This is a genomic window from Calditerricola satsumensis (assembly GCF_014646935.1).
Lineage (GTDB): Bacteria > Bacillota > Bacilli > Calditerricolales > Calditerricolaceae > Calditerricola > Calditerricola satsumensis.
Genome location: NZ_BMOF01000001.1, coordinates 85,617 through 97,664 on the forward strand (window position 1 = coordinate 85,617; position 12,048 = coordinate 97,664).

The following is a 12,048-nucleotide window of genomic DNA, read 5'->3' on the forward strand; positions in this document are numbered from 1 at the left end:
CCTTTTGTGGCAGACTCCTGGGCGTTTATCCTGCCCGCTTGCGCACGCGTTTACGCGGAATGCGCGGCTTTCGCCGGGCGGTGCGGAGGGATCGGACGCGCCAATTCGCGCGGGAGAGGGGGATCGGCCGGGGAATTGCGGTACAATAGGAGCGAAAGAGGGGGTTGACATGCCGAAACAGTTTGCCGTGATTGGACTGGGTCGCTTCGGTTCGAGCGTCGCGCGCACGTTGACGGAGCTGGGCCACGAGGTGTTGGCCATCGACAGCGACGAGGACCGCATCCAGGAAGCCCTGCCCTATGTGACGCACGCGGTGCAGGCCGACGCGACGGATGAGGAAGCCCTCAAGGCCCTGGGCATTCGCAACTTTGACGTTGTGGTGGTGGCCATCGGGGCCGACATCCAGGCGAGCATTCTCGCCACGTTGATCCTCAAAGAGCTGGGCGTGCCGCACATTGTGGTGAAGGCGCAGAATCATCGCCACGGGCAGGTGCTCTACAAAATTGGCGCCGACGAAGTGGTCTTCCCCGAGCGGGATATGGGCGTGCGGGTGGCCCGCCATCTCGTGTCGCCAAACATCCTCGACTACATCGAGCTGGCCGACGACTACAGCATCGCCGAAGTGGTGGCCTCGGACAACATGGACGGCAAGACGCTGCGCGAGCTGGACATTCGGGCCAAGTTTGGCTGCAACGTGTTGGCCATCAAGAGCGGAACGCGGATCAACATCGCCCCGCGGGCCGACGACGTGATCCGCAGCGGCGACATCCTCGTCGTCGTGGGACGCAACGACGATTTGCGCCGGCTGCAGGACAAGGCGTGAAGGCGATGGAACGGATCGTTTCGCGGCAAAACGCGCGCGTTCGGGCGTGGCGCAAACTGCACACGCGCAAGGGGCGCGAGCGCGCCGGCCTGTTTTTGCTCGAGGGCACGCACGTGGTGGCGGAGGCGCTGGCGGCGGGGGCGCCGGTTACCCATGTGTTGTGGGACGAGACGCGGCCGTTGCCGGAAGAGCTGGCGGAATGGGCCGGGCGCGCCGAGGGACCTCGCTGGGTGGCCTGTACCCCTGAAGTCATCGCCCACCTGGCCACAACGGAGACGCCGCAGGCCGTGTTGGCCATCGCGCGCATCCCGGAGCGGGACAGGAGGTTGTGGCTGGCCGAAGCGGCGAACGCGTCGGCGCGCGGTCTGGTTCTCCTGGTTGACGCCGTGCAGGATCCCGGCAACGTGGGCACGCTCATCCGCACCGCCGACGCCGCCGGCGCCGATGCGGTGTTCCTTGGCACTGGCTCTGCCGACGCGTACAATCCCAAAACGGTGCGCGCCACAATGGGCTCCCTCTTTCACGTGCCGGTCTTTGCCGCGCCGCTGGAGGAGGTGGTGGCGGCGCTGCGCAAGGCCGGATGGACTGTGTGGGCGGCAGCGCTTTCCGGTGCGCGTTACGACGATCCGGCCCTGTATACGCGGCCGACCGCTTTTGTGGTGGGCAACGAGGCGAGCGGCGTGTCGCCTGACCTGGCAGCGAGGACGGATGGCACGGTGACCATTCCCATGCCGGGGCGGGCGGAGTCGCTCAACGTGGCCGTGGCCGCGGGGGTGCTCCTGTTTGAGGCGGTGCGGCAGCGGAGGCGGGAGCATGGTTCGGCGGAGTGGAGAAAGGCGGGGGGATGAGCACGGACGGTGTGGACGACGGGGGAAGGAGCGAAAACGCGCGGCCATCGGCCGCGCGTTGATCTTTGGGCTCGGGGGTGTCGGGAACTACGCGGGCAGCTCGCGGTCGACCGCGAGCGGTTCGGCCTCCGCTTCGCCGGAAGCCACGCAGACGGCCACGCAAGCGTCCCCCGTGATGTTGACCACCGTGCGGCACATGTCCACGAGGCGGTCAACGCCCATGACCAGGGCGATGCCTTCCACCGGCAGCCCCACGGCGGTGAGCACCATGGTGAGCATGACCAGCCCGGCGCTGGGCACCGCGGCGGTGCCGATGGAGGCGAGGGTGGCGGTGAGGACGATGGTGGCCTGTTGCCACAGGGTCAGGTCGACGCCGTAGGCCTGGGCGATGAAGACCGACGCCACGCCCATCATGATCGCCGTACCGTCCATGTTCATGGTGGCGCCCACCGGGAGGACAAAGCTTGACACCGACTTGGGGACCCGCAGCTCCCGTTCCACCTGTTCCATCGTGACGGGCAGGGTGGCCGAGCTGGAACTGGTGGCGAAGGCCACTTCCATGGCGGGGAGCATGCCCCTGAAGAAGGTCCGCGGGCTCATCTTGCCCAGGTAACGGACCATGAGGCTGTAGACGACGCCCGCGTGGATCAGCAGCGTGCCGATGACGGTCAGCAGGTAGACGAACATGCTGCCGATGAGGTCGAGGCCGGCTTTGGTGATGGCCACCGCCATCAGGGCGAAGGCGCCGTAGGGGGCCAGCTTCATCACCGCGTCCACGAGGCGCATCATGACCACGTTGGCCTGTTCGCACGCGTCGCGCAACAGCTGGACGCGCTCGCCCAGCGAGGCCATGGCCAAGCCGACGAACAGGGCAAAGGCGATGATTGGCAGCATGTCGCCGTTGGCCAAGGCGTCGATCGGGTTGGTGGGGATGATGGAGAGCAGGGTTTGCGTAACGGGCGGCGCTTCCTTGATTTCGACGTTCCCGGCCTGTTGGCGGTCGAGGGGGACGCCGGTACCGGGATCGGTGAGGTTGGCGGCAATCAGGGCAAGGGTGATGGCGAGGGCCGTGGTGATCAGGTAAAGGGCCAGCGTTTTCGCGCCGATTCGCCCCAGGGTTTTCGGGTTGGCTACGTTGGCTGTTCCCGAGATGACGGAGAAAAAGACCAAGGGAACCACCAGCATTTTGATGGCCCGCAGAAACAGGTCGCCGATGGGTTGGAGCGCGTATTGGACGAGGGGCTGGGCAAGGCCGGCCGGAGCGCTTTGCAGCCCGACCCCGGCTGCCAGTCCGCAAAGGATGCCGATCAGGATCTTGGTGGTCAGCTTCATGACGTGCCTCCCTTCGCCGGGGGGTTTTTCTTTTTCATTCTATTTGAAAATGGTTTCGATCACAACCGGACGTCCACGGGAGGCGGGGTTCGGCGAAGGCGATCATTGACGCGTCCGGAGCGGGCATCTATACTGGTGGTGAAGAGAAAGATTCTCAATCCCAATTAGGCGCGATGGGGCCCGCTTACGCGGGGGATGCGTGCCGGATGCGAAACCGTTGTGAAGGTGGCGCAAAAGGATGACCGGCTTGTTGTCCACGCCTGCGCGCCGTGCCGCCGGCCTGATGGTTGGCCTGCTTGTGCTCGCCCTGCTTGCGGCCGTCAGCGTATCCTATGGCGCGCTGGCCACGAGCTGGCGCACGGTGATCGAGGCGTACACCCAGTTTAACGGAAGCAACGAGCACCTGGTGATCACCGAGGTGCGCGTGCCCCGCACGGCGATCGCCTTGGCCGTCGGCGCGAGCCTGGGGATGGCCGGCGCCTTGCTGCAGATGCTGACGCGCAACCCGCTGGCCGATCCGGAAGTGTTTGGGCTGAACGCCGGCGCGGCCTTGGCCATCGTGGTGGCCGTCAGCGTCTTTTCGATCAGCTCGCTTGCCGCGTTTACGGCGCTGGCCTTTGTGGGGGCGGCGTGCGCCGGGCTCGGGGTGCTCCTGCTTGGCTCGCTAGGGCGTGACGGAATGACGCCGCTCAAGCTGACGCTGGCCGGGGCGGCCGTCTGGGCCCTCTGCGAGTCGGTGACGAGCGGTTTCCTGACGGTGAACGAACGGGCGCTGGACGAGGTCCTGTTTTGGCTGAAGGGTTCGGTGGCCGGACGCAACCTGGAACGGTTTCTCCCGGTATTGCCGTACATGGTCCTCGGCTGGCTGGGCGCCGTCTGGGTGGCCGGCCCGCTGCGCGTCCTCATGATGGGCGAGGACGTGGCCCGCAGCCTTGGCCAGCGCACGATGCGGGTGAAGGTGGTCACGGGTGTCGTCATCGTCCTGTTGGCCGGCAGTTCCGTGGCCATCGCCGGACCGATTGGCTTTGTCGGGCTGGTGGCCCCACACGCCGCGCGGGCGCTGGTGGGGTTTCGCCTGCGGTGGCAGGCGGTGTACAGCGGCCTTCTGGGGGCCATCGTGCTCCTCGCTGCGGACATCGGGGGGCGCTACGTGGCCATGCCCAAGGAGCTGCCCATCGGGGTGATGACCGCCCTGATCGGCGCTCCGGTGTTCATCGCCCTGGCGAGAAGGGAGCGGAGGTAGCATGCGCGGATTCGTCACGCTGCGCCTGCGCCGCCCGCCCGTTTCCGTTCAGGTGGGGAAGCGGGCGGTGGCGGTGGTCGCGCTCCTTGCCGCGGCCACGGCGGCGGTGGCCGTCGCCAGTTTGGGCGCCGGATCCCTCGCGCTTTCGCCGATGGACGTGGTGCGGGCCTTGTGGGGCTATGGCGCCGAGCCCCACGTCTTTGTCGTGCAAACGCTTCGCCTGCCGCGCATCCTGGTCGGCCTGATGGTGGGCGCAGCGCTGGGGCTTTCGGGGGCCATCCTGCAGGGCCTGTTTCGCAATCCGCTCGCCTCGCCGGACATCCTCGGGGTGACCGGCGGGGCCGCCGTGGCGGCGGTGGCCTTCCTCGTCTATGGGCAAGGGCTCAGAATCCTGTGGCTCCCCGCGTTTGCCTTCGCCGGGGCCATGGCCATCGCCCTGTTCCTCTATCTCATCGCCTGGAAGGCCGGGGTTTCCACCTTTCGCCTCGTCTTGGTGGGCATCGGGCTGAAGGCGGCCACGGCGGCGCTGACCACGTTGCTCGTCGTCAAGAGCCCCATCTACCTCACGCAAAAGGCGATGGTGTGGTTGACGGGCAGCATTTACGGGACCGCGTGGATCGACGTGGGGCTGTTGGCGCCCTGGCTCGCGGTGCTCACATTCTTGGTGGCCGTCAGCGCCCGACACGTCAACGCCCTGCAGCTGGGTGATGAGGTGGCCGCCGGCGTGGGGGCGGCCGTCTCGAGGCAGCGCCTGTTTTTGCTCATGCTGTGCGCGGCGCTGTGCGGCGCGGCCGTCGCCGTCGGCGGGGCGATCGGCTTTGTGGCCCTGCTGGCGCCGCACATCGCGCGGCAGCTGGTGGGTCCCTCCTTCGGCCCGCTGGCGGCCGCGTCGGCCCTCATCGGCAGCCTGATTGTGGTGGCGGCCGACACCGTGGCGCGAACGGCCTTTGCCCCGCTGGACATCCCGGTGGGCGTGTTCACGGCGGCGGTCGGCGCACCGTTCTTTTTGTACCTGCTCGTTCGCCATCGAAACCGTTAGGGGGGAGCGCGGTCATGCCCATGCTGGAAAGCCGCCAGCTAACCGTGGCGTACGGCGATGCGATTGTCCTGGATCAGCTCGACCTGCGCGTGCCGCCGGGGAAGATCACCGTGCTGATTGGCCGCAACGGATGCGGCAAGTCGACGCTGCTTCGCGCGTTGGCTCGGCTCCTCAAACCGCAGGGGGGCGCCGTGTACCTCGACGGCCGGGCCATCGCCAAGCTGCCGACCCGCGAGGTGGCCAAGCAGCTGGCCATTCTGCCGCAAAGCCCGGTGGCGCCGGAAGGGTTGACCGTGCTCGGGCTGATCAAACAGGGGCGCTACCCGTACCAGAATTGGCTGAACCAATGGAGCGAGGAGGACGAGCGCATGGTGCGGCAGGCCCTCGAATGGACGGGGATGGTCGCCCATGCCGATCGCCCCGTCGACGCCCTCTCGGGGGGGCAGCGCCAACGGGCCTGGATCGCCATGGCCCTGGCCCAGGGAACGCCGATCCTCCTTTTGGATGAGCCAACCACCTACCTCGATTTGGCCCACCAGATCGAAATCTTGGACCTCTTGGCAGCCTTGAACGCGCGGGAGGGGCGCACCATCGTCATGGTGCTGCACGACCTCAACCTGGCCTGCCGGTACGCCCATCACCTGGTGGTCCTTCGCGACGGGGCGGTTTACGCCCAGGGCGCGCCGGAGGAGATCGTCAGCGAGGATCTGGTGCGGGAGGTTTTCGGGGTCGACTGCAAAGTGGTGCCCGATCCCCTCTACGGCACGCCGCTGTGCATTCCGCACAGCCGCTTTGTGCCGGCCGTTGCGGCTCAGCCCAACACGGGTCATGCGGTTTAAACAACAAAAGAAAAACAGCGCCCGTTGAAACGGGCGTTTGTTTTTGGAGGGTTTCTGGTTTTTATCCAAACATAGAAAAGGAGGCGTCTTATCATGGAACAGCTCAATACGCTCGCCAAATGGATTCGTGAATCCCGGCGCATCGTATTTTCATCAGCGTCCCAAGGAGTTTTGGAAAGTGTTTCGTCAAGTTTTTCCCATTGAAGAATTGGCGAAGGCCAACCCCAATGAAGCTCATCTTTTTTTATCAGAACTGGAGAATATGGGAAAGGATATTGTGGTCATTACCCAGAACATCGATGGGCTTCACCAGAAATCCGGAAGCCAAAACGTATTGGAACTTCACGGCACGCTCTTTTCTGCAACATGCCCGAAATGCAAGACCGTCTATTCACTCCCGAGAGAAGAAGAAGTTCCCCGTTGTACGCGGGAACGTCCAAAGGGCGTGTGTGGTTCCATCCTCAAACCCGATGTTGTTCTTTTCGGGGATCCGGTCCAACATTTTCCTGAAGCTGTGGAACGCATTCAACATGCGGATCTCTTTGTCGCGATTGGAACATCGTTGGAGGTTTCTCCGGCCAATGCGCTTCCCTTGTATGCACAAGGGAAAAAAGTGTTGATCAATCGTGACGAGACGCCCATGGATCATCATTTCGATCTGGTTATCCGCGGCGCCATTCGTGATGCAATTTCCGGTATTAAGGGAAAATTAACCTCAAGGCATTGAACCCCCCTTCGGTTTGTCGGCACCGAGGGGGGGTGTCCGTTTGCCTGACGTCAGGGGTTGGTGTTCAGGACGTATTTGTACAGGTCGTCGAGGAGCAGGTTGGCCGCCTTGATGCCGCCGGCGGTGTTCCAGATGACGTCGTCCACCTTGTACGCCTTCCCGTTTTTCACGACGGACAGGTTCGTCCACAGCGGGTCGTTCGTCCATTCCTTCTCCAGCTGCGAGGCTTTTCCATCGCCGGTTTCGTAGGTGTAGTAGAAGAGGATGTCGCCGTCCATTTCCGGGATGCGCTCTTTCGACACTTCGGCGGCGAACTCGTTTTTGTCCTGGGCCGGCGGGCGGGCAAAGCCGATTTCCTCGAGGATGCTCCCGGCAAAGGTGTCCTTGTACAAGATGCGCACGCGGCCGGGCATGAAGCGGACGAGGGAAACCTTCATCTTCAGCTTGTCGCCGGCCTTTTGCCGGAAGTCGGCGATCCGCTTGTCCCACTCGGCCAGGATTTTTTCCCCTTCCGCCTTGCGGTTGACCGCTTCCGCCCACAGCCTGAAGTTTTCCTGCCACTTGCCGCGAATCGTTTCGGAAAAGACCGTCGGCGCGATCTGGGAAAGCTGCGGGTAGATCTTTTCGTGGCGCATCTTGGTGCCCAGGATCAGATCGGGCTTCAGCGCGGCGATCGCTTCCAGGTTCGGCTGGTCTTCCTTGCCGAGCGGCTGAACCCCTTCCATCTCCTTGGCGATGTGGTCGTACCACGGGTCGCCCACCCACGAGTTGACGGCCCCCACCGGCTTGATGCCCAGGGCCAGGATCGCCTCCGTGGCTTCGTTGGTCAGTACGACGATGCGTTCCGGCGTCTTGGGAATCCGTGTTTCGCCCATCGCGTGCTTGACCACGTACCCTTCGCTGTTGGAACCCGCGCTCGCGCCGGTGTTGGCCGGCTGGGCCTCCGGCTTTGTGCCGCAGCCGGTTGCGAGCAGCGCCATGGCCAGCACCGTGGCGAGTAGGGAAAACCGGATGCGACGGGAACCCGCTTGGATCATGAGACGCCCTCCTATGAAAATGATTCTTATCATCAATCCGAGTCTCATCGTATCGTGCTTGAGAGTGATTGTCAATATCTTTTCTTCTCTTGCCTTTTTCTTCGCCGCGTGTACAATAAAGAGCAACGACGGCCGAAGACAACGGAACCTGCCTAACGGCGATGACGGAGACGAGTAGGCGAGCGGCGCGCCTTCCAGGGAGGGGGTCGCCCGAGACTGGAAGCGCCCCTAAGGCGCACCTCGCCGAATTCCCTCCCGAGCTGTCCCCTGAACCGAAGCGGTCACGGCGCGCCGCCGATTGGCGGGCAAGGACCGCGGCCGGATGGTGCGGGTGCGATGGCCGCCGGCAAGCGCCGCGCTTCCCAGTAGGGGGTACCGGCCCTGTGCCGTTATCGCAACGAAGGGCGGACGACGCGCCTTACCGTGGGCCTGTCGTCGCGAACTAGGGTGGTACCGCGATCCTCTCGTCCCTGGGGCGAGGGGATTTTTGTTTGGCCGGCGGTGCTCGCGCGTCGTCGATGCCGATACGGGAAAAAGGCGAAAAACCGTGTGCAGGAGGGACGGCCACATGCGCGAACGATTGGAGGCGTTGCGCAAGGAGGCGCTGGCGGGGATTGCCGCGGCGCGGGACGTGCGCGCCTTGCAGGAGCTGCGCGTGCGCTATCTGGGCAAGAAGGGCGCCCTGACGGAGATTTTGCGCGGCATGGGCAGCCTGCCGCCGGAGGAGCGGCCCCGGGTCGGGGAGCTGGCCAACGAGGTGCGGCGGGCGCTGGAGGCGGCGCTGGCCGAACGGCAGGCGGCCCTCGAGCGGGCGGCGCTGGAGGCGCGCCTTTCTGCCGAGCGCCTCGACGTCACGCTGCCGGGGCGGCCCATTCCGATCGGGGCGCGCCATCCGCTCCTCCAGGTGATCGAGGAAATCGAGGACATCTTCATCGGATTGGGGTTTGAGGTGGCCGAGGGGCCGGAGGTGGAGAGCGACTACTACAACTTTGAGGCCCTCAACCTGCCGAAGGGGCATCCGGCGCGGGACATGCAGGATTCCTTCTACATCACCGAGGAGATTTTGCTGCGCACGCACACCTCGCCGGTGCAGATCCGCACGATGGAGGCGAAGGGCGGTGCCGTGCCGGTGAAGATCATCTGCCCCGGCAAGGTGTACCGCCGGGACGATGACGACGCCACCCATTCCCACCAGTTCATGCAGGTGGAAGGCCTGGTGGTGGACCGGGGGATCCGCATGAGCGACCTCAAGGGCGTGCTGCTCGCCTTTGCCCGGGAAATGTTCGGCGCCGATGTGGCGATCCGCCTGCGGCCGAGCTATTTCCCCTTTACCGAGCCGAGCGCCGAGGTGGACATCACCTGCGTCATGTGCGGCGGGCGCGGCTGCCGCGTGTGCAAGGAGACGGGCTGGCTGGAAATCCTGGGGGCCGGCATGGTGCACCCCGACGTCCTGCGCGCCGGAGGCTACGATCCCGAGCAGGTGAGCGGGTTTGCCTTTGGCATGGGCGTGGAGCGCATCGCCATGCTGAAGTACGGCATCGACGACATCCGCCATTTCTACACGAACGACGTGCGCTTTCTCGAGCAGTTTTAACGCGGGAAGCGCGTTTCCACCGACAATCGAGGAGGGATCGACATGCGCGTTTCGCTCCGCTGGCTGGGGCAATACGTGGACATCGCCGACCTGCCGCCGGAAGCGTTGGCGGAGAAGCTCACCCGCAGCGGCGTGGCCGTTGAGGGGATCGAGCGGCGCAATGCGGGCCTCGAAGGCGCGGTGATCGGGCACGTTCTCGAATGCGCGCCCCATCCGCAGGCCGATCGGCTGCGCGTGTGCCGGGTGGATGTCGGCCGCGGCGCGCCGCTGCAGATCGTCTGCGGGGCGCCCAATGTTGCCGCGGGGCAGAAGGTGGCCGTCGCCCTGCCCGGCGCGCGCTTGCCGGACGGGCGGACCATCGGCGAAGCGACGCTCCGCGGCGTCGCGTCGCAGGGGATGATCTTGTCCGGGCAAGAGATGGGGCTCCCCGACAAGGTGATTCCCCGTGCGATGCGCGACGGCATCCTCGTGCTTGCCGACGACGCGCCGGTGGGGGCCGATGCTGCGGCGCACCTGGGGCTGGACGACGTGGTGCTGGAGCTGGACCTGACGCCCAACCGCGCCGACTGCTTAAGCCTGCTCGGCGTCGCCTACGAGGTGGCCGCCATCTTGAACCGGTCCGTGACCTTGCCGCCGGAAGAGGTGCCCGAGGAAGGGGCGCCGGCGGCAGACGCGGTGCGCGTGGCCATCGAGGCGCCGGACCATTGCCACCGCTATGCGGCGCGGCTGGTGCGCGGGGTGCGCATCGGGCCTTCGCCGCAGTGGCTGCAGAACCGGCTGATGGCCGCCGGCATCCGGCCGATCAACAACGTCGTCGACGTGACGAACTACGTGATGCTCGAGTACGGCCAGCCGCTGCACGCCTTCGATTATGGCGCCCTCGCCGGAGGGAACATTGTGGTGCGCCTGGCCCGTGAAGGCGAGCGGCTGGTGACGCTGGACGAGGTGGAGCGCGTCCTGGACGGCCAGACGCTTCTCATTACCGACGGCACGAAGGCGATAGGGATCGCCGGCGTGATGGGCGGCGCCAATTCGGAGGTGCGCGACGCTACCGTCGACGTGCTCCTCGAGTCGGCGTACTTCGTTCCGGCGTCGGTGCGGCGCACGTCGCGCAAGCTGGGCATCCGCTCGGAGGCGGCGCTGCGCTTTGAAAAGGGCGTCGATCCGGGCCGCGTCATCCCCGCCCTCAACCGCGCCGCGCGCCTCTTGGCGGAGCTGGCCGGGGGCCGCGTCGCGCCGGGCGTGGTCGAGGCCGTCGTGCGCACGGAGGCGCCGCGCGTCATCGCCGTGCGTCCGCGGCGCGTCAACGACCTGCTCGGCACGGCCCTGAGCGACGCGGAGATGGGCGAGGTGTTTCGCCGCCTGGGCTTTGCCGTCGACGCGCAGCCCGACGGGACGCTGGCCGTTACCGTGCCCACGCGCCGGACGGACGTGACGACGGAGATCGATCTCGTGGAGGAAGTGGCGCGCCTCGTCGGCTACGACCACATCCCGACGACGATGATCGAGGGCCCCACCACTGCGGGCCGGCTCACGCGGGCGCAGGCGCTGCGCCGCCGCGTGCGTCGTCTCCTACAGCAGGCCGGGCTGTCCGAGGCGGTCACCTACTCGCTCACCGACCCCGAGCGCGCGGCGCGCGTGGCCCCGCTGCGCGACGGGGTGCGCCCGATCGCCCTGGCCATGCCGATGAGCGAGGAGCGGAGCGTGCTCCGCACCACCCTCGTGCCGCACCTGCTGGACGCCGTGGCCTATAACCGGGCGCGCAAAAACGAGGACGTGCGGCTCTTTGAAATCGGGCGCGTCTTCTGGACGTCCGAGGCGCGCGTAAGCCGCCTGCCGGAGGAGCGCCTGCTCGTCGCCGCGGCGCTGACCGGGCATGCCGCCCCGGTGCACTGGGCCGAAAAGCGGGAGAAGGTGGACTTCTATCACGCCAAGGGCGTGGTGGAGTTTCTCCTGGCCGAACTGGGCATTGGCGGGGTCGTGTTCGAGCCGGAATCGCGGGCGGGCCTGCATCCGGGACGGACGGCGCGCGTCAAGGCCGGCCAGACGGTGCTCGGGTATGTCGGGCAGCTGCACCCGGAGACGCAGGCGGCGTGGGACCTGGCGGAAACCTACGTGTTCGAGCTGGACCTTGATGCCCTGGTGGGCCTGGCCGCCTCGACGCGCCGCTTTGCGCCGCTGCCGAAGGTGCCGGCCGTGCTGCGCGACCTGGCCATCGTCGTCGACCGCGACGTGCCGGCGGCGGCGCTGGAGTCGGTGATTCGCGAGGCGGGCGGGGACATCCTGGAGGCGGTAACCCTCTTCGACGTCTACACCGGGGAGCCGATTCCGGAAGGCCAAAAGAGCGTCGCCTTCTCCCTTGTGTTCCGCGACCCGGCGCGCACGCTGACCGACGAGGAGGTGGCGGCGGCCCACGAGAGAATCGTCGCCGCCCTCGAGCGCGCGCACGGGGCCAAGCTGCGCGGCTAGCGCGCTGCCTATTCGTCCCGAATGCCAGCAAGGGAACGGGGCCGGGGCTGTCCCAAAAGGAGAGAAATCTCCTGGGGATAGCCCCTCTTCTAACCGC

Annotated in this window: 10 protein-coding genes; 8 read left to right on the plus strand and 2 right to left on the minus strand. The window is 66.2% G+C overall.

Annotated elements, in window-relative coordinates; genetic code table 11:
* The first annotated feature begins 169 nt into the window (after positions 1-169).
* Both IEX61_RS00455 and IEX61_RS00460 read left to right on the plus strand, forming a co-directional pair.
* A complete protein-coding gene (locus tag IEX61_RS00455; RefSeq protein WP_188816500.1) occupies positions 170-823 on the plus strand; it encodes a potassium channel family protein in 654 nt (217 codons plus the stop codon).
* 5 nt (positions 824-828) lie between these two features.
* A complete protein-coding gene (locus tag IEX61_RS00460; RefSeq protein ID WP_188816501.1) occupies positions 829-1,671 on the plus strand; it encodes a TrmH family RNA methyltransferase in 843 nt (280 codons plus the stop codon).
* Between the two features lie 87 nt (positions 1,672-1,758).
* Here the strand turns inward: IEX61_RS00460 and IEX61_RS00465 are convergent, their stop codons facing one another.
* Positions 1,759-3,003, minus strand: coding sequence for a dicarboxylate/amino acid:cation symporter (locus IEX61_RS00465; protein WP_054672620.1), 1,245 nt, complete (start codon positions 3,001-3,003; stop codon positions 1,759-1,761).
* A 238-nt stretch (positions 3,004-3,241) separates the two neighbouring features.
* Between IEX61_RS00465 and IEX61_RS00470 the strand changes: the two genes are divergently transcribed.
* From IEX61_RS00470 to IEX61_RS00485, 4 genes are all read left to right on the plus strand, one after another.
* Positions 3,242-4,246: a FecCD family ABC transporter permease gene (locus tag IEX61_RS00470; protein WP_054672618.1), complete on the plus strand. Its 1,005-nt coding sequence runs from the start codon at positions 3,242-3,244 to the stop codon at positions 4,244-4,246.
* A 1-nt stretch (position 4,247) separates the two neighbouring features.
* Positions 4,248-5,285 carry a FecCD family ABC transporter permease gene (locus tag IEX61_RS00475; RefSeq protein WP_188816502.1) on the plus strand — a complete coding sequence of 346 codons (1,038 nt, stop codon included), beginning with the start codon at positions 4,248-4,250 and terminating at the stop codon, positions 5,283-5,285.
* A 14-nt stretch (positions 5,286-5,299) separates the two neighbouring features.
* Entirely contained in the window at positions 5,300-6,124 is an 825-nt protein-coding gene (locus IEX61_RS00480) for an ABC transporter ATP-binding protein (RefSeq protein WP_054672537.1), read from the plus strand.
* 127 nt (positions 6,125-6,251) lie between these two features.
* A complete protein-coding gene (locus IEX61_RS00485; RefSeq protein WP_256205629.1) occupies positions 6,252-6,851 on the plus strand; it encodes a Sir2 family NAD-dependent protein deacetylase in 600 nt (199 codons plus the stop codon).
* Positions 6,852-6,901: 50 nt separating this feature from the next.
* On the opposite strand, the gene IEX61_RS00490 is transcribed toward IEX61_RS00485, so the two are convergent.
* The gene (locus IEX61_RS00490) at positions 6,902-7,888 is read right to left on the minus strand and encodes an ABC transporter substrate-binding protein (protein WP_054672533.1); all 987 of its coding nucleotides are present in this window, start codon (positions 7,886-7,888) and stop codon (positions 6,902-6,904) included.
* Between the two features lie 568 nt (positions 7,889-8,456).
* Between IEX61_RS00490 and pheS the strand changes: the two genes are divergently transcribed.
* Both pheS and pheT read left to right on the plus strand, forming a co-directional pair.
* A complete protein-coding gene (gene pheS / locus IEX61_RS00495) occupies positions 8,457-9,482 on the plus strand; it encodes a phenylalanine--tRNA ligase subunit alpha (RefSeq protein WP_188816503.1) in 1,026 nt (341 codons plus the stop codon).
* A 42-nt stretch (positions 9,483-9,524) separates the two neighbouring features.
* Positions 9,525-11,951, plus strand: a complete 2,427-nt coding sequence (pheT, locus tag IEX61_RS00500) for a phenylalanine--tRNA ligase subunit beta (protein ID WP_188816504.1) — start codon at positions 9,525-9,527, stop codon at positions 11,949-11,951.
* The last annotated feature ends 97 nt before the right edge of the window (positions 11,952-12,048 follow it).

Excerpts from the sequence above, each read along its gene's own strand:
- IEX61_RS00455 (WP_188816500.1), top strand. The coding sequence starts at position 170 with ATGCCGAAACAGTTTGCCGTGATTGGACTGGGTCGCTTCGGTTCGAGC.
- IEX61_RS00460 (WP_188816501.1), top strand. The coding sequence starts at position 829 with ATGGAACGGATCGTTTCGCGGCAAAACGCGCGCGTTCGGGCGTGGCGC.
- IEX61_RS00465 (WP_054672620.1), bottom strand. The coding sequence starts at position 3,003 with ATGAAGCTGACCACCAAGATCCTGATCGGCATCCTTTGCGGACTGGCA.
- IEX61_RS00470 (WP_054672618.1), top strand. The coding sequence starts at position 3,242 with ATGACCGGCTTGTTGTCCACGCCTGCGCGCCGTGCCGCCGGCCTGATG.
- IEX61_RS00475 (WP_188816502.1), top strand. The coding sequence starts at position 4,248 with ATGCGCGGATTCGTCACGCTGCGCCTGCGCCGCCCGCCCGTTTCCGTT.
- IEX61_RS00480 (WP_054672537.1), top strand. The coding sequence starts at position 5,300 with ATGCCCATGCTGGAAAGCCGCCAGCTAACCGTGGCGTACGGCGATGCG.
- IEX61_RS00490 (WP_054672533.1), bottom strand. The coding sequence starts at position 7,888 with ATGATCCAAGCGGGTTCCCGTCGCATCCGGTTTTCCCTACTCGCCACG.
- pheS (WP_188816503.1), top strand. The coding sequence starts at position 8,457 with ATGCGCGAACGATTGGAGGCGTTGCGCAAGGAGGCGCTGGCGGGGATT.
- pheT (WP_188816504.1), top strand. The coding sequence starts at position 9,525 with ATGCGCGTTTCGCTCCGCTGGCTGGGGCAATACGTGGACATCGCCGAC.